The organism is Luteithermobacter gelatinilyticus (genome assembly GCF_005849285.1).
In the GTDB taxonomy this organism is placed as follows: domain Bacteria; phylum Pseudomonadota; class Alphaproteobacteria; order Sphingomonadales; family Emcibacteraceae; genus Luteithermobacter; species Luteithermobacter gelatinilyticus.
Genome location: NZ_CP040517.1, coordinates 1,855,527 through 1,873,325, shown reverse-complemented (window position 1 = coordinate 1,873,325; position 17,799 = coordinate 1,855,527). Strand labels below are relative to the sequence as shown.

At 52.9% G+C, this 17,799-nt stretch carries 14 protein-coding genes; 8 read left to right on the top strand and 6 right to left on the bottom strand.

Annotated elements, in window-relative coordinates; all coding sequences use genetic code 11:
* The 4 genes from pstA to FE788_RS08445 form a co-directional block, all read right to left on the bottom strand.
* On the bottom strand, positions 1-1,338 hold the full coding sequence (gene pstA, locus FE788_RS08460; RefSeq protein ID WP_210413830.1) for a phosphate ABC transporter permease PstA: 1,338 nt from the start codon (positions 1,336-1,338) through the stop codon (positions 1-3).
* Positions 1,331-2,713, bottom strand: coding sequence for a phosphate ABC transporter permease subunit PstC (gene pstC / locus FE788_RS08455; RefSeq protein WP_138380224.1), 1,383 nt, complete (start codon positions 2,711-2,713; stop codon positions 1,331-1,333). The genes pstA and pstC overlap by 8 nt, the downstream gene beginning before the upstream one ends.
* Positions 2,714-2,814: 101 nt before the next feature.
* A complete protein-coding gene (locus FE788_RS08450; RefSeq protein WP_138381337.1) occupies positions 2,815-3,798 on the bottom strand; it encodes a PstS family phosphate ABC transporter substrate-binding protein in 984 nt (327 codons plus the stop codon).
* A gap of 244 nt (positions 3,799-4,042) precedes the next feature.
* A complete protein-coding gene (locus FE788_RS08445; protein ID WP_138380223.1) occupies positions 4,043-5,368 on the bottom strand; it encodes a sensor histidine kinase in 1,326 nt (441 codons plus the stop codon).
* A 368-nt stretch (positions 5,369-5,736) separates the two neighbouring features.
* On the opposite strand from FE788_RS08445, the gene FE788_RS08440 reads away from it, so the two are divergent.
* The 4 genes from FE788_RS08440 (at position 5,737) to FE788_RS08425 (ending at position 8,694) form a co-directional block, all read left to right on the top strand.
* The gene (locus FE788_RS08440; protein WP_138380222.1) at positions 5,737-6,150 is read left to right on the top strand and encodes a hypothetical protein; all 414 of its coding nucleotides are present in this window, start codon (positions 5,737-5,739) and stop codon (positions 6,148-6,150) included.
* Positions 6,151-6,252: 102 nt separating this feature from the next.
* A complete protein-coding gene (locus FE788_RS08435) occupies positions 6,253-6,564 on the top strand; it encodes an HPr-rel-A system PqqD family peptide chaperone (protein ID WP_138380221.1) in 312 nt (103 codons plus the stop codon).
* A gap of 89 nt (positions 6,565-6,653) precedes the next feature.
* A complete protein-coding gene (locus tag FE788_RS08430) occupies positions 6,654-7,604 on the top strand; it encodes an HprK-related kinase A (protein WP_138380220.1) in 951 nt (316 codons plus the stop codon).
* A 7-nt stretch (positions 7,605-7,611) separates the two neighbouring features.
* Positions 7,612-8,694 carry a nucleotidyltransferase domain-containing protein gene (locus FE788_RS08425; RefSeq protein ID WP_138380219.1) on the top strand — a complete coding sequence of 361 codons (1,083 nt, stop codon included), beginning with the start codon at positions 7,612-7,614 and terminating at the stop codon, positions 8,692-8,694.
* On the opposite strand, the gene gph is transcribed toward FE788_RS08425, so the two are convergent.
* Positions 8,675-9,364, bottom strand: a complete 690-nt coding sequence (gene gph / locus FE788_RS08420) for a phosphoglycolate phosphatase (protein ID WP_138380218.1) — start codon at positions 9,362-9,364, stop codon at positions 8,675-8,677. The genes FE788_RS08425 and gph overlap by 20 nt on opposite strands.
* Before the next feature lie 180 nt (positions 9,365-9,544).
* Between gph and glmU the strand changes: the two genes are divergently transcribed.
* From glmU to FE788_RS08405, 3 genes are all read left to right on the top strand, one after another.
* Positions 9,545-10,897, top strand: coding sequence for a bifunctional UDP-N-acetylglucosamine diphosphorylase/glucosamine-1-phosphate N-acetyltransferase GlmU (gene glmU / locus FE788_RS08415; protein ID WP_138380217.1), 1,353 nt, complete (start codon positions 9,545-9,547; stop codon positions 10,895-10,897).
* A 21-nt stretch (positions 10,898-10,918) separates the two neighbouring features.
* A complete protein-coding gene (gene glmS / locus FE788_RS08410; protein ID WP_138380216.1) occupies positions 10,919-12,745 on the top strand; it encodes a glutamine--fructose-6-phosphate transaminase (isomerizing) in 1,827 nt (608 codons plus the stop codon).
* Positions 12,746-12,826: 81 nt separating this feature from the next.
* The gene (locus FE788_RS08405) at positions 12,827-14,650 is read left to right on the top strand and encodes a tetratricopeptide repeat protein (protein WP_138380215.1); all 1,824 of its coding nucleotides are present in this window, start codon (positions 12,827-12,829) and stop codon (positions 14,648-14,650) included.
* A 43-nt stretch (positions 14,651-14,693) separates the two neighbouring features.
* Here the strand turns inward: FE788_RS08405 and FE788_RS08400 are convergent, their stop codons facing one another.
* Positions 14,694-16,184 carry a YdgA family protein gene (locus tag FE788_RS08400; RefSeq protein ID WP_138380214.1) on the bottom strand — a complete coding sequence of 497 codons (1,491 nt, stop codon included), beginning with the start codon at positions 16,182-16,184 and terminating at the stop codon, positions 14,694-14,696.
* A gap of 148 nt (positions 16,185-16,332) precedes the next feature.
* Here FE788_RS08400 and gor point away from each other — a divergent pair, with 148 nt between their 5' ends.
* The gene (gene gor / locus FE788_RS08395) at positions 16,333-17,685 is read left to right on the top strand and encodes a glutathione-disulfide reductase (protein WP_138380213.1); all 1,353 of its coding nucleotides are present in this window, start codon (positions 16,333-16,335) and stop codon (positions 17,683-17,685) included.
* The last annotated feature ends 114 nt before the right edge of the window (positions 17,686-17,799 follow it).

Genomic DNA, 17,799 nt, shown 5'->3' with positions numbered 1-17,799 from the left:
TTACCAGCGTTTTTCAAATTTTTGTCTGAGCCAGATGGCGAGACCGTTCATGATAATCAGGAAACCCAGCAATATGATAATTGCCGCGGCAGTTTTTTCCAAGAAGCCTCGCTCCGGACTGTCCGCCCATAGAAAAATTTGGACGGGAAGGGCCGTTGCCGCCTCAGTGATACCCTGAGGAATATCGACGATAAACGCCACCATGCCGATCATCAGCAGGGGGGCCGTTTCTCCAAGGGCCTGGGCCATGCCGATGATGGTGCCTGTCAGAATACCAGGCATGCTGAGTGGCAAAACGTGATGGAAAGAAGCCTGTACCGGTGAGGCGCCAAGACCTATGGCCGCATCCCGGATCGAGGGCGGTACGGCCCGGATGGCCGCACGGGCGGCAATGATAATGGTTGGGAGGGTCATCAGCGCCAATGTCAGCCCGCCGACCACGGGGGCAGAGCGTGGCAGATTGAACACATTCAGGAAAATGGCGAGCCCCAAAAGGCCAAATACGATGGATGGGACGGCTGCCAGGTTATTGATGTTGACTTCGATCAGGTCAGTCCAGCGGTTTTTCGGCGCAAACTCTTCCAGGTAGATGGCGGAGGCCACACCCACAGGAAAAGCCACCAGGAAACAGACCAGAAGTGTGTAAAATGACCCCACCACAGCCCCCCAGATCCCGGCAAGTTCTGGTTCGCGGGAATCGCCGCTGCTGAGGAATTGCCAGTTGATTCCCCGGCTGATGCGGCCTTCGGCGTCGAGATGGTCGATCCAGGCGATTTGCTTATCCGACAGCTTGCGTTCATTTTGTGGTACATCCCGGCGGATCTTGCCTTTGAAGAACATGTCGACGCTGCTGGATGCCAGCAGGGTCATAGACACGGTTTGTCCCATAAGAGAGGGGTTATCCAGCAGTCTTTGGCGGATTTCGTCCCGGGCACCGGTGCTGACCAGCCGTATCAGGGCAAATACATCGCCGCGCTGTTTAACGTCGGGGAATTTCTGGCGTAGGCTTTCACGCAGCAGCGCCGCATAATCGGCTCGCTGGATCATCTGAACCTGTTCGGCGCCGGAAGAGGAGTTAATGTCGCCGATAATGGCCGGATCCATATAAATATCCAGCTTGATGCGGGTTTCGATAAAACCGCTCCAGCCTAATGAAAGCACGCTGCCCAGCAGTACGGCCAGGGCTAGTGAGGCCGACAGCAGCCCGGCAAGGCCCAGCGCCTTGAAGATCTTTTCCTTGCGATAACGCCGGGCCACGCGTTGTTTCATGGCCTCCGTCTTCCAGGCCGTGGGCTCGTTGAAAATATCGGGAGAATTGGGTTTAGGAAGATCAGTCATATTGTTCCCTATATTTACGCACCACATGGAGGGCCAGATAATTCATTGCTAGCGTGATCAGGAACAACGCAAGCCCGAGCGCAAAGGCCGATAGGGTCTTTGCACTGTCAAATTCCTGGTCACCGGTCAGCAGGGCGACGATCTGGACCGTCACTGTGGTTACGGCTTCAAGGGGGTTGAAGGTCAGGTTGGCGGCCATGCCGGCGGCCATCACCACGATCATGGTTTCACCAATGGCGCGTGAGGCCGCCAGCAGAAAAGCGCTGACAATACCAGGCAGCGCCGCCGGCAGCACCACATTCAGAATGGTTTCCGTCTTGGTCGCGCCCAGACCATAGGACCCGTCCCGCAGGCTTTGGGGGACTGCCGCAATAACATCGTCCGACAGGGAAGACATTAGGGGAATAATCATGATGCCCATGACCAGACCGGCCGCCAGGGCACTTTCGGAAGCAATTTCAAGGCCCAGAATATCGCCTGTGCCCCGAATGACAGGAGCGACCACAAGGGCGGCAAAAAAACCATAGACAACAGTGGGGATGCCCGCCAGAACCTCCAGAAGAGGTTTGAAAAAACTACGGGTTTTGCGGCTGGCAAATTCGGTCATGTAGATGGCGGACAGCAGGCCGATCGGCGCGGCAACCACAAGAGCGATCACCGTAATCAGCAGGGTGCCCACAAACAAAGGTACGGCTCCGAACGCGCCAGAACTTCCCACCTGATCGGCGCGCAGCGCGGTTTGTGGACTCCATTGCAGACCAAACAGAAACTCTGTGACCGACACCTTGTCAAAGAATCTCATGGTTTCCACCACAAGGGAGGAGACAATGCCGATGGTGGTCAGAATAGCGATAACGGAACAAGCCACCAGGGAAAACAGGATGATGCCTTCCAGATAGTTGCGGGATCTCAGCTCCGGGTCGACCTGATACACGCCGAACAAGGCACACAGGCCGGTGACCCCGATAGCCGACAATGAAACAATCCAGAAAACCGACTGGGAAACATGTATATAATAATCTGCAGCGTTGCGTAATTCGGTGGTGACAGCGCGTGAGATGGCGTCGCCTTTGGCCAGATTGTGAATATCACTTAAAAGAACATTGAGTTCAAATTTGGAAAGATCTTGAGTGGAGGCCGCAATATGGGACAATACCAGATTGTCAATGACCGTCGAGCCGAAAACCAGCCAGATCAGCAGGATAAAAAGACCGGGAACTAAACCAACCATGGCGGCATACCAGCCGTAATGATTGGGCAGAGAATGAAGAAACCTGATTTCTCCTTGGACGGAAACCAGAGCCTTCCTGCGACCGTATACGAAAGAAACGGTGGAGATTATTCCCAGGATCAATATAAGTAAATATATATTCATGTGTAACGCTGCGTTGTCGGTTATATCCAGTCAAGCGCTCCGGTGTCTCCGCCGGAATAATGCCAGGCCGGTCATCAAGAGACCGGCCCGGACGGATGTTCTTACATCTGCAATGCTATCAGCTTTTCGGCTGCATTGCGGTATTTTTGTTTTTCTTCCTTCGGCAGTGGGATCAGCCCTTTTTCCGCCAGATATCCGAAGTCGCCCATGGCTTTTTCGCTGGTGAATTCATTCAGATACTCCTGGATGCCCGGAATTTTGCCCACATGGGCCTTTTTCACATAAAAATACAGGGAACGGGATACCGGATAAGCGCCGGAGGAAATTTTTTCAAAAGTGGGCAGTTCGCCATTGACGATGCTGCCTTGGATCACATCGCTGTTCTGGTCCAGGAAGCTGTACCCGAAAATGCCTAGAGCATCGGGGTTGGCCTGAAGTTTGCCCACAATCAGGTTGTCGTTTTCCCCGGCTTCCACATAGGCGCCGTCTTCACGGATGGTGTGACAGATGGCTTTATATTTTTTCTTGTTGGTTTTCTTCATCGCCTTGATTTCCGGGAAGGTTTTACAGCCGCCTTCCATGGCCAGTTCCACAAAGGCGTCACGTGTCCCAGACGTCGGCGGCGGGCCCAGAACCTCGATTTTTTTCTTGGGAAGGTTGGGGTTGACTTCGTTCCAGTATTTATAGGGATTGGCGACCATAGAACCACCTACGGGCACCTCCGCGGCAAGGGCCAGCCAGATGTCCCTCAGAGACAGTTTCATCGGGGCGGCTTCTTTAGAGTTGGCCAGAACGATGCCATCATAGCCGATTTTAACCTCGACAATATCATTAACGCCGTTGGAGGTGCAAAGTTCGACTTCGGACTTTTTAATACGACGGGAGGCATTGGTGATGTCCGGGTGGCCTTCCCCGATTCCGGCGCAGAACAGCTTTAGTCCGCCGCCGGAGCCGGTGCTTTCTACGACCGGTGTTTTAAAGGAAGTGGTTCGACCAAATTCCTCGGCAACCGCCGTAGCGAAAGGGAAGACGGTAGAGGATCCGACAATGCGAATCTGGTCCCGGGCCTCGGCTGCTGTTGCCATTGTCAATGCAAGTGTTCCGGCGCTGACCAGTGTGAATAAGGATTTTTTCAGCACGTTTCTATCTCCGAAGATTTTTGTGTGACTGTGTTGGGTTCCATTCGAAAAAAACTACCTCTGAACAGGAGGGCTGTTTTTTCCTTGGACTGGACACTAAGCAACCTCGGTGACTGATATGCGACACTTTTGTTAAAGTTTTATGACGCTCGGAAAATATGGCAGGAGTCTGGCGCCAAACTGAGGAAGATTATTTTGGGGGAGCCTCAGAATTAGTCTGGGGCAGGGAAACCGTGACGCGGGTATATTTGTTGACCTCGCTTTCAAAACGGATATGTCCCTTATGACGCTGAAGAATATGTTTCACGATGGCCAGCCCCAACCCGGTGCCCCCAAGGCTGCGGGACCGGGCGGTGTCCACCCGGTAAAATCTTTCGGTCAGGCGCGGGATATGTTCCGGGGGGATGCCTGCGCCGGCATTCGTGATAGAAACGTTGCAGGTCTGAACATCCAGGGGAGGGGTGGCGGTTTCTTTATAAAGTCGAATGTCGATTTCGCTGTTTTCCCGTCCGTATTTGATCGCGTTGTCCAGCAGATTCTGGAAAACCTGGGTGAGCTGATCATAATCCCCGGGGACCATGTCTATATGATCGTCATTGCGAAACGTAACCGACATGTCTTTTTTTCGAAGCCTGACGGCAAGGGTTTCCACGACGCTGTCAATAAGTGTGGGCAGATTCACCATGCCTGAAGGTGGGATATGGGCTTCGCGTTCAATTTTGGACAGTGACAGCAGGTCATCCACCAGCCGGGTCATGCGGCAGGCTTCATCATACATGATTTTGAGAAAACGGTCCTGGGCCTCCCTGTCGTTGCGCGCCGGGCCCTGTAATGTCTCGACAAATCCCAGGATCGAGGCAAGGGGGGTGCGTAGTTCATGGCTGGCGTTGGCGACAAAATCCACCCGCATCTGTTCCGCCTGCTTAATGGGGGTAATGTCATAAATAGAGAGAAATATATAACGTTTGAGGCTGGAGGCGGGATCTTGCGAAGGAATGTCCAGGGCATGAATCCGCACCAGAAGATTGCGTGGCATCACATTACCATAAAGATATTCCACCGTGTGTGATGTTCCGCTTTCAATGGTCTCCCCGATGGCGTCATTGACTTCGTGACTGCGGATAAAAAGAGATAGATCCTTGCGCAGGATATCATGGCCCAGCATATCCAGAGCGGATTTGTTGGCCATGAGGATTCTTTTGCGGGCGTCCAGAAGCAGAAACGGGTCAGCCAGGTTTTCCATGATGCTCGTCAGCAGAAGTTGCGAGGCCTTGGTGTCGCGGCTTTCATGTTCCTGTAAAATGATTTTGCGGCGCAACTCCGCCATTTCCTGTTCATATTTGCGGCTCAACTGAAACAGGCACAAAATAAACACTATGGACAACACAAACGCCACTGTAACGCTGATGGTCTCAAGATAGATCAGCAAGGACAGCACCAGAGCAAGCGGAAGCATCAGAAGCAAAGGTCTGAGCTCGCGGGGAAGGGACGGGAATGTGCTGTTCTTTTTTGTCATCTCTGTCCAGTGCAAAAAAACAAAATCTGCGAAAACCTATCCTGTGTTACGGGTAAAGTCACGTTTGTCACAAAAAAATAACATTTTTGCCTTTTATTATTTTTTAGTCAGACAAAACTTTATTTGAAAAACCCTGCATTTTGGCCCATTATAGGAACGGGTGTCGGAATAATTTACACATTGGGTTTTTTCTTCGTGGCGTTATTTGGTAACTTATTGTAATTTAAAGGGAATAACATATGGCCCCTATTTTGCATATAAAGTGAGCATATGGCATTAAACCGATAGTTTTGTTCAGTATTTTGACAGTTCAGCATTTTGGCACTGGCGACATTTTTTGAACAGCACAATTTCATGAGGCTGGAATAATGGAAGATCTAAACACTCATAAAACTGGTTCTGGTGCGGGAGTATCGCCCTCTCTTACTTCGGAAGAACAGTTAAGAGCGCATCGTCGCCGGTTATTGAAAACAGGCGCGGCCATGGCGCCGTTGGCGATCACCTTGAGCGCAGGGAATGCCTGGGCCACGGGCGTTAACCCGGGACTGGTATCTGATGGGCGGTGTTTTGCCAATCTGTATGAAAACATTGACCAGCTTGGTCTGCGGGTCAAAGAAAACCGCAATGAATGGGTTGATTTTGACCGCACCAAGGCGTCTCATTGGTTCTATCTCAAAGAACATGCGTCTTATCAGGATGGTCTGTCCTGCCTGACGTCCATTTCAACGTCCGCTCTTACGCAGAAATTGACGGAAATCGGGGATATTGACTGGACCCCTTAAGGCACGGGAGAGCTCAGGGAAGCTGTCGGGCGAAATATCCGGGGCCTGCGACAATTTTGTTTTTGGAGCACGAGGGGGTAAAACCGGGGGTATTGTATTGTGATGGCATTTTATGAAAAGGCTGTATTCAGGGTTCCTGATACAGCCCGCTTTTTATGGCAGCACTGGGATGATGCCTATGTCATTTATGATACGCGCTCAGGGCATACCCAAGCCATGAACGAGTTGGCGCGGGAGGTGTTGGCGATAATCGAAGATCACTCCTGTTCGCTGGGTGATATTCTGCGGGAGCTGGAGAATATTATGGGCCAGCCTTTGAGTGCGGCCCTGGGGCAACAGATTCTCGACACGCTGAAAGAATTTGACAAAATGGGCCTTATCGAGCCTGTCCGGCAGCCGACTGGCAGAGAATGAGGCATTGTTTTACATTGACGTTTCTTTTTTTCGCTGCGTAGACTTCCCTTATTAGGCGATCATTCATATTTTGGGTATATAGAGGGCTCATGAACATTACTGCCCCCTTGAACATGACCGTGGGACAGATTCCCCGAAAACACGCTCACAAATTGCTTTCCACCGATGGACTGGTGGTGAATGTGGGGCATTTTGCCGTCAATGTGCGTATTGGTTTTGCGCGGGTGCGGGAAGAATTTCTGTCTTTGTACCGGGACTATCCCGTCAGCGATGCCGACAGGACAATTCTGAACAGCCATTTACATGTGTTCGGGCGTACCTTCTATCGTCGCTGGATCAAGCCCCAAGCCTATGTGGAAACATTGATGAATGATCACTTTATTCCTTTGCCGGCGCGTCTGGGAGCGGTGGCGGCGGAAATGGGCCTGAACTGGCAGATTGCGGTAGGATGCCGCCATTATTTGTTGTTTCATGCCGGGGTGGTGAGTCGGGATAATAAGGCTGTGATCATGCCGGCCATGTCGGGTAGTGGCAAAAGCACGCTATCAGCGGGACTGGCCTATGCCGGATGGCGGTTGTTTTCCGACGAGTTCGGCATGGCGGATCTGCAAACAGCGGAACTGGTGCCTTATCCGCGGCCAATTTCCCTGAAAAATGAGGCGATCCCTGTCATGAAGGCCTGGGTGGGAGAAGCAGAGCGTTTCAGCCCCGAATATGAAGGCACCCCCAAAGGCACCATATGTTATTTGCGCCCGCCTTCGGATTCCTTACGGCATATGATGCAACCAGCTCCGGTAAAAGCGGTGATTTTCCCGGTCTTTGACCCGTCCGCCAAACCTGAAATACGGACGATGAATCGGCCTATGGCCTTTTTTAAACTTGTGCTGTCTTCGGCCAATTATGCGGATATTGGGGAAAAAGCCTTTCGGGCCATTGGCCGGATTGTGGATCAGTCCATAGTTCGGGAAATTGTTTACCCCACCTTAAAGGACGGCGTTGATCTGGTGAACCGGATCATGGATCGTGAAGTGCCGGAGTAGGGGGCCGATGTCACAGTTTTCCGCGATTAAAAACAATATCCTGCTGCGTGCGCTGACCCGCCCGCAAGACATGCCGAAGTTCAGCCCGGCTCAGTGGAACGCCTGCCTGTTTCTTGCGCATCTTCACAGCCTGTCTGGCCGTCTGGCGGCGGATGCCGAAAAAACCGAGATATGGTCGCTGTTGCCGCCAAAGGTGCAGGATCTGCTGACATCTGCCAAGCTGGTCAGCGAGGCGCGCCAGCGACAGATCGTCTGGGAAGTCAATCGCATCCAGCGGGCGCTGTTTGATGATGGGGGAGATATTCTGCTCTTGAAGGGCGTGGCCTATATCAAATGCGGTTTGCAGGCGGCGCGGGGGCGTTTGAGTGCGGATATTGATATCCTGGTGGCCCGCGACCGTCTGGAGACGGTGGAAAAAATGTTGCTTGATGCCGGATGGGTGCATCATGTGACAGACGAATATGACCAGAAATATTATCGGCAGTGGGCCCATGAATTGCCCCCGCTGCGGCACCCGGACCGGGGCGTGAGTACCGATGTACATCATACCATCCTGCCACTGACCAGTCGTTTAACCCCTGATATTTCCCGGATGTGGGCGGCCAGCCGGGAGATCGAACCGGGGCTGAGGGTGTTTGCGCCAGAAGACATGATCCTGCACAGCAGTGTGCATCTTTTTCATGACGGTGAGATTGCGGGTGCTTTAAGAAACCTTCTGGAACAGCATGACATGTTGACTGAATTCGGGACGATGCCCGGATTTTGGGAACGGCTTACCAGCCGCGCAGAACAGCTTGGTCTCAGCCGTCCGCTTTATTATACATTGCGATATTGCGCCCGGCTTCTGGACACCCGGATCCCGGAACAGGCTTTTGAGGCTCTTCAAGGTGCTGAGCCGCCGCCCGTTCTGCGCCGCTTTATGGATGTTGCGGTGCCAGAAGCCCTTCTGGCCCCGCGCAAGGGACTGCTGTGTTGGCTGTCTTGTAAGCTGTTGTATCTGCGCGCCCATGCTCTGCGGATGCCGCCGCTTCTGCTCAGTCGACATCTGGCGACAAAAACCCTGCGGCGGCTCAAGGGACAGGAACATTAGAGTGAATTGTGTATAGGGCGGGAAAAAATTCGTTATAGTGATCAATGACTATATCCGGTTTGAGGTCCTGAACCGGGACTGGCGTATAACCGAAGGATACCCCGATGACGGGAAGACCCGCCGCCCGGGCGGCCTCGATGTCATTGGCGGAATCCCCCACCATCAGCGCTTTCTCGGCAGACTGACCCATTTTTTCCAGGGTTGCCAGCAGGGTGCGGGGATCCGGTTTCCTGAACGGATAACTGTCGCCGCCGGTGACAGCGGTGAAGTATGGCGCAAGTTCCAGTTCCTCAAGCAGTTTATGGGTCAGGAGCTCTGATTTGTTGGTGCATATAGCCAGATCAATACCATTTTTTTTCAGGCGGCTGAGCGCATCGTGCACACCAGGAAAAACAACGGTTTCCTCAGACATGTGGGCTTGGTAATAGGCCAGAAACATATCCTGAAGCTGATCAATTTCTTCCTCCGGCGGTACGTCGCCGGTTTTTTCCATGCCTTTCATGATCAGGGCCCGGGCGCCGTGTCCAACCATATGGCGCACTTCATCCAATGAAACTTCGGGACGTCCCGTTTGACGCAGCACATGATTCAGGCTCAGGGTAAGATCCCGGGCGCTGTCCACCAAGGTGCCGTCCAGATCAAAAAGCACCGCGGATAGTTTTTCTGACATAAAATCGACATTAAACGCTGACATTTCTTCTGAACCATGGAATAAGACATTTGAGTTATACAAATTTTAGGAAACTTGTGGCAAAGTGCCCGAAAACGGGGCGATGGATGCCATGCCGGAACAATCCGGATTTCCTGAGCTCAGTGTTGGTACTATATAATGGAATAAAGAATACAAGTCATGAATTCTTCTGATCTGGCAGTTGTTATCCTGGCAGCGGGCAAGGGAACCCGCATGAAATCCTCTCTGCATAAGGTGCTTCACCCTCTGGCCAACCGCCCCATGTTACTGCACCTTATGGATCGTCTGGAGGCACTGAATCCTGTTAAAAAAATAGTGGTGGTCGGGGCAGGTAAGGACCAGGTGCAGGCTACCATAGGTGATCAGGCGGAAATTGTTGTCCAGGAGCCGCAGCTGGGTACCGGGCATGCCGTGCAGATGGCACGGGAGGCGCTCGGAGATTTTCAGGGCAATGTGCTGATTCTGTATGGTGATGTGCCGATGCTGACAGAAGATACCCTGATGGCCATGGTGACTGCCCGCACTCGGGCGGACGGGAAAGCGCCGGCCGTTGTTGTATTGGGTTTCCGGCCCCAGGATACCAAGGCTTATGGTCGTCTTGTGCTGAACGAGAGCGGGGAGCTCGAAGCGATTATAGAGCACAAGGATGCCACAACGGAACAGCGGCAGATTACCTTGTGCAATTCCGGCATTATGGCAGTGGATGGCCGGATGTTATTTGATCTTCTGGAGCAAATCAGCAATACCAATGCCTCTGGGGAATATTATCTGACAGATATTGTTGCCATTGCGCGGCAACGCGGACAATCCTGCGCAGTGGTCGAGGCTCCCGAAGAGGAGGTTATGGGTATCAATTCCCGCAAAGAACTGGCCGAAGCTGAAGCGATTTTTCAGGCCCGCATGCGGGATCATTTTATGGCCGAAGGGGTAACCCTTCTGGACCCGGCCACAGTGTATTTTTCCTATGACACGAAAATAGGGCAGGATGTGGTGATCGGCCCCAATGTATTTTTCGGACCGGGCGTTGTTGTTGAGGACAATGTGACCATCCACAGCTTCTCCCATTTGGAAGGGGCGGTCGTGCGTGAAGGGGCCTCTGTGGGGCCATTTGCACGGCTCCGGCCCAAAGCAGACGTTGGCCGAAAAGCCAAGATCGGGAATTTCGTCGAGGTCAAGAAATCCGTCATCGAAGAAGGGGCCAAAGTCAGTCATCTGACCTATATTGGGGATGCCCATGTGGGGGCCGGGGCCAATATCGGTGCTGGAACCATTACCTGCAATTATGACGGGTTCAATAAGTTCAGAACGGAAATCGGCAAGGGAGCCTTTATTGGTTCCAATACGTCGCTGGTGGCCCCGGTAGTGATTGGTGAGGGAGCCATTATCGGCGCCGGCAGTGTCGTCACCCGGAATGTGAGTGGCGATGCCCTTGCGGTAACCCGGGCGGAACAGAAGGAACTGGGCGGCTGGGCGGCCCGCTTCCGGAGCAAACAGCAAAAACATAAAAAATAATGCAGCAGCAGGAACAGAACCATGTGCGGAATTATCGGGATTATTGGCAAAGAGGAGGTGGTGCCCCGGATCATGGAGGGGCTGAAACGGCTGGAGTATCGGGGGTATGATTCGGCTGGAATCGCCACGCTTTATGATGGGAAAAAAATTGACCGTCGCCGGGCCCAGGGCAAATTGGTCAATCTTGAAGAGCGCCTGCGGGAAATCCCGCTGCTGGGCACGATCGGTATTGGACACACCCGCTGGGCCACCCACGGGGCGCCGACGGAACAGAACGCCCATCCCCACGCCACCCCGCGTGTGGCCGTTGTCCATAACGGCATTATCGAAAACTTCCGTGATTTGCGCGAAGAACTCTCGGCCGCCGGGCATCAGTTCGAAACGGAAACCGATACGGAAACCATTGTCCATCTTATCACCAGTTTTCTGGACCAGGGGCTTGATCCCCGTGCCGCCGCAGAAGCGGCCCTGAAACGCCTGGAAGGGGCTTTTGCACTTGCCATGATCTTTGATGGCGAAGAGGACCTGATGATCGGCGCCCGGCGCGGCAGCCCGCTGGTGTTGGGCTATGGCGAGGGAGAAATGTATCTCGGCTCCGACGCCATTGCCCTGGCGCACCTGACCCGGAAGATCACCTATCTGGAGGAAGGCGACAGGGTGGAACTGACCCGCAATGGCGCTCGCCTGTTTGATGAGGCGGGGCGCGAAGTGATTCGCCCTGTTACGATGGCGACCATTTCCGGCGGTATGATTGACAAGGGCAATTATCGCCATTTTATGCTTAAGGAAATTTATGAGCAGCCCACCGTGATCGGGCAGACCTTGGGCACACTTATTGATCCCTTGCAGGGCAAGATTACATTGCCGGAGTTTCCCTTTGATCTTGCGGGCATCGACCGGGTAACCATCATAGCCTGCGGTACTTCCTATTATGCGGGCATGGTGGCCAAATACTGGTTGGAACAAAAGGCGCGGCTCAATGTGGAGGTGGATATCGCGTCCGAATTCCGCTATCGGGAAGCGGTCATGCCCAAAGGCGGGCTCGCCATTTTCATTTCCCAATCAGGGGAGACGGCCGACACGTTGGCCGCACTGCGTTATGCGCAGGCGCAGGGTCAGCATATTCTCAGCATAGTCAACGTGCCACAAAGCTCCATGGAACGGGAAAGCGACATGGTGCTTCACACCCATGCAGGGCCGGAGGTGGGCGTGGCGTCCACCAAGGCCTTTACCTGTCAGCTGGCGGTGCTCGCCTGTCTGGCCATTGCCATGGCGAAGGCGCGCGGACAGATTGACCATGGGGAAGAAGAACGCCTGTGCCAGGCATTGACCGAAGTGCCGGCGCGCATGGCGGAGGTGCTGAACCATGACGAAGCCATTCAGGCGCTGGCCGATGATGTGGCCAAGGCGCGGGACGTGATTTACCTGGGGCGCGGCCCGGAATATCCGATCGCCATGGAAGGGGCACTGAAGCTCAAGGAAATTTCCTATATTCATGCCGAAGGCTATGCCGCTGGGGAAATGAAACACGGTCCCATTGCCCTGATTGATGAAAACGTGCCGATTATTGTAATTGCACCCACGGGCCGGTTGTTTGAAAAAACCGTTTCCAACATGCAGGAAGTTATTGCCCGAAAGGGCCGGGTGATCTTTATCACTGATGAACAGGGGGCCAAAACTGATAGCGAGGAGGCGGAAGCTACCATTGCACTGCCGATGCTTGATGAGTTTGTAACCCCGCTGCTTTATGCGATTCCGGTACAGTTGTTGTCTTATCATGTCGCGGTGGCCAAGGGCACGGATGTGGATCAGCCGCGCAACCTTGCCAAATCGGTAACGGTAGAGTGAGTTAGAAATAAGACCTCGGAACCCCCGAAAGGGTTAATTTATATCAATTCTTTTTGGGGCTATCTTGTGTTACAAGAAGGCATGTTTCAAAATACGCTACACCAAAAACTGCAAACCGTTTTGCAATTTCAGAAGGCGGGCCGGGTTGCTGAAGCGGAGCAGCTTTGTAAGCAGATTCTCCTGACCCACCCCGCTCAGCCGGATGCCCTGCATTTTATGGGGCTTTTTCGCAAGCAGGCGGGCGATTATGCCGCTGCAGAGGATTTTCTGAAAAAATCTCTGAAAGCCAATCCGAAAAACCCGGCGGTTGAGGGGAACTATGCCAATCTTCTGGCGGATATGGGGCGGCTTGAGGAAGCTCTTCCCCATTATGAAAAAGCCACGAAACAGGAACCCCGTTTTGCGGAGGCGTGGTTCAATTGGGGGGTGGCCTTGTATAAGCTGGAGCGGTTTGAGGAAGCTCTGAAGAAACTGAAGCAGGCGCTGAAACTCAATCCCAAGAACAGCCGTTATTACAACGCCTTGGGCCTGTGCCTTAAAAAGCAGACCCGGATGGATGACGCCATTGAGGCGTTTGAAAAAGCCGTTTCCTTGAACCCCAACAATGTGAAGGCCCTGCATAATCTGGGTGGTCTGTTGCGGGATGAAAAAAGACTTGGTGAGGCCAAGAAGTGTTTTTTTGAGGTTCTAAGACGCAATCCCCGGCAGCAGGAGAGCTGGCAGAATCTTGCTGCAGTGTTTCATGAAGAAGGGGATGTGGAGCAGGCGATCAAGGCGTATCAGAAAATTCTGGAACTGGATCCGGCTCATCTGGAAAGCCATAAGATATTAAACAACATTCTCTGGGAAGCCGAAAGGCAGGATCAGTTTTTGCAATCCTATGAATGGGCCATGCAACAACGCCCGGATGTGGTGGACCTGCCGTTGAGTTATGCAACGGCTCTTAATCAGGCAGGCATGCCGGACCGGACGGAGCAAATGCTTCTGCAGGCACGGCAACGATTCCCGGATGCGCCTGAAATCGACTTTGCTTTTGCGGAACTGTATGCTCTGGTCGGGGAAAAGGATAAAGCCAAAGACTATTATGAACGCTGTGTGGCGAAACAGCCGGGGCAGGAAAAGTTTCATATCGAATATGCAAAGTTGTTGATCACCGAAGGGGATCTGGACTATGCCCACCGGCAGCTTGACGAGGCGGAAAAAATCGACCCCGATGATCAGCTCATGTGGGCGCTGCGGGGTGTGTGCTGGCGCCTGACAGAGGACGAACGGGAGTTCTGGCTGAATGACTATGATCGTCTGGTGCGCGGCATCGAAATCGAAGTGCCAGAAGGATATGCGTCGCTGGATGAATTTAACGAGGCGCTGGCCGAGGTTCTGAATGAAAAACATGTCTTCCAGCGCCAGCCCCTGGACCAGACTCTGCGCGGCGGGACCCAGACGGTAGGCAGCCTGTATCAGGAAAAACATGAGGTGATCCGGAAACTGAGGCAGGCCGTATACGACGCGGCCCGGCGTTATGTGGCCGGATTGCCCGATGATCCGGCCCATCCTGTGGTCCGGCGTTTGAGCGGCGATATTACGTTTAGCGGGTCCTGGTCCTGCCGCCTGAAAAGCCAAGGGTTTCATACCAATCACGTGCACCCCAAAGGCTGGGTCAGCGGACCGTATTATGTTTCCCTGCCGGATGAAGTGAAACGGGCCGACGGGAAGCAGGACAAGTCCGGCTGGGTCAAATTCGGGGAAGCCAATCTCGATCTGGGAGACCGGAACTTTCCCCGCAAAATCATCAAACCCCAAGAGGGCATGCAGGTATTCTTCCCCTCTTATACTTGGCACGGCACTTATCCGTTTCAATCCGACCAGTACCGTATGACGGCCCCCTGTGATCTGATGCCGGCCTGAGGGCCGGATAATTTCCAGGGGAGGATAATTTTTGCGGGACGGCTTACTGACCCAGCGGAATATCCAGTGGCTTGCCATTGATCAGCTGCTGGCCGTTCTTGATTTCAATATGGGCGTTATAGAGGCCGTTTTCTTCATCAACAACAATAAGTCCCTGATTCACATAGGTCTGTAACATCAGTGTTGTCTGGATGTTGACGGCCTGTTGTAGCTGTTCTTCCGGAAGATGGCTCATGTCGATACCGGTGCCCGCCATCTGCTGCTTCATGCCGATGGTTACGATGGCTTCAGCCAGGGCTTGATCAAATCCTGCAGTAAGGTCTACGGCCAGTCGTGACAGAAGGGTCTGTGGATCATTCAGGGTTTCAAGCTTTTTCAATCCTTCGCCCTTGAGAGCAACGGTACCGATACCAGCGAAATTCCCCTCGCCAAACTTGAATTTGAGGCTGTTGATGCTCATTTCGGGGGAGCGTTGCGCAAGAAGGAAACCGGTTCTGGAAATAATGTCCATGGTCTTCTGGGCAATTTCTTCTTCTGTGAGGGGAGGCTGATCGTCTTCCGTCAGGGAGATGGCCTGGATTTCCTCGACATAGCGGGTTAAGCCGTCAATATCCAGGCGATTGAAAGTCAGATCAAGAATACCGTCGGTTACATTGTTACCCCCCGCGCCCGCCTGGCTTAGGGTCATTTTAAGACTGGCCTGAAGGGTGTCATCACTCTCGCGGTTGATTTCATGGGTGGTTTTCAGGTTTTTAAGGGAAAATGAACTCTTACCCGCGACAAGAGCGGTTATTTCGCCAATTTCTGTTTCCCCCTGTCCCAGCCACAGATAATCATTTAGTCTGTCGGCTTGCATGGACAGGTACATATCCTTCAACATGATGCCGCCTTCGGTCGCCTCGAATTTGAACAGAGGCATTTTTGCCTCGGTGACGTAATGAGTGACGTCCGCATTGACGGTTGTGTGACTGGTCAGGCCGCCGGATTCAATGGTGATTTGCTGTTCCTGATTTGTAGGAAGGGCGGCTTTGAACGCAGGGCTTGTTACATCGGCGGTGGTTACGCCGTTATACGCGATGACAGTATGGAAGTTCAGAAAATTGGGCACTCCGGCCAGTTTCCGGAAATCCTGATAGAGTTGGGAATCAATATCTTTGAGCCGGCCTTCAAGGCTCAGCAAGGCAAAGTTCAGACCGTTTTGGAAGGTGACGGGGCCATGGGCCACGGTTGCCTCGAAATCCGCTCCCGCCTTGAGCAGATCCAGCAGAACGCGTTCAGCGTCATTCTGGGCTTCGGATTCTTCCATAATTTCAATTGTATGGGCGTCAAACCCGAAGTTAAAAACAACATGGGAAGTAAACCAACCTTGTTCATAGTCCTTGATGACAAGGGCATATCCTGGGATGTCGGAGATGACAGCGGCCTGCTGTTCCAGCGTTTCACGGGCCTTATCCCCGAAAAAATACGGAAGTACGCCCAAAATTATAACAACAACGCCCAGAAGTGAGGTCAAGGTGAGGCGTTTTCTGGTCATGGAAATCCCCCTTTATATGTGTCCGAACAAGAGAAGCTCACAAAGAGTTGTTCCCGACTATACCGCATTCTTTCGCTCAGTCACTTGATATTTTCATGCTATACACGATGTCATAATCATATTTCTGATAAACTTAGAGTGACGCAATATGATGTTTGATTATGATTTTTTTGTTATAGGCGCTGGCTCCGGCGGGGTGCGGGCCAGCCGCATGGCCGCCAGTTATGGAGCCAAAGTCGGTTTGTGTGAAGACTACCGGGTTGGTGGCACTTGCGTCATCCGGGGGTGTGTACCTAAAAAACTATTTGTTTATGCTTCTGAATTTAAAGGACATTTTTCAGATGCTGCGGGATATGGCTGGCATCATGATGGCGTGAGATTCAACTGGCCTGAACTGGTGCGGGCTAAGGATAAGGAAATCGACCGGCTGAACGGGTTGTACCTGAATACTCTCAAGAACCACAATGTGGAGGTGATTGAGGCCCGCGGTCGGCTTGTGGATCGTCACACCATTGAACTGAGGGGGGCTGAGGGCACAACGACGGTAACAGCAGACAAGATTCTGATTGCCACCGGAGCCCGGCCGCAATTGCCGGATATTCCCGGCATCGAGCATGCCATTACCTCCAACGAAGCGTTTCACCTTGAAGAATTGCCGGATCGTATCGCCGTGGTGGGCGGAGGTTATATTGCTGTGGAATTTGCGGGCATTTTCAACGGGCTGGGTGTCAAGACCTCACTTTTGTATCGGGGGGAACAGATTTTACGAGGGTTCGACCGGGAAATTCGTGATAAACTGAATATGGAAATGTGCAAAAAAGGCGTGGAGGTGCGCGTTGAAACCAATGTAACGGCAATCGAAAAGACAGATCGCGGCTTGAGCCTGAAACTTACTGATGGGTCTGTTCTTGAGGTTGGCGCTGTCATGTATGCCACCGGTCGGGTCCCCAATGTGGAAAATCTGGGGCTTGAGGAACTGGGGGTAGCGACGAAACCAAACGGCGCCATTATTGTGGATGAGGAATATCGAACCAACATCGACAATATTTTTGCCGTGGGCGATGTGATCGACCGGGTCCAGCTTACTCCGGTAGCGATCAAGGAAGGGGCGGCCCTGGCCGCGACCCAGTTCAACAAAACACCCACCAGGGTGGATTATGACTATATTCCGACGGCGATTTTTTCGCAGCCGCCCATCGGCACAGTGGGATATGGTGAAGAAGAGGCCCGGGAAAAGTTCGGTGAGGATATCGAGGTGTACCGCTCGGAATTTCGCGCCATGAAATATGTCCTGCCGGGACGGGAGGAACGCTCCCTGATGAAGTTGATTGTGCAAAAAAGCACGGATAAGGTGATTGGGGCGCATATGATCGGACCGGATGCGGCGGAAATCATTCAGGGGGTGGCTATTGCGCTGAAATGCGGGGCCACCAAGGCGCAGTTTGACAGCACAGTGGCGGTTCATCCGTCCTCCGCGGAAGAATTTGTGCTGATGAAATAATATTTCTTTTCAGTTCTGCGCAATGGAATAAAATAGGGGTTTTCTAGCTTTCTTCTGGTATTCAGTCTGGAAGAGGCTTATATGATGGGCCCAGGCGTATCTAAAAACGCCGCC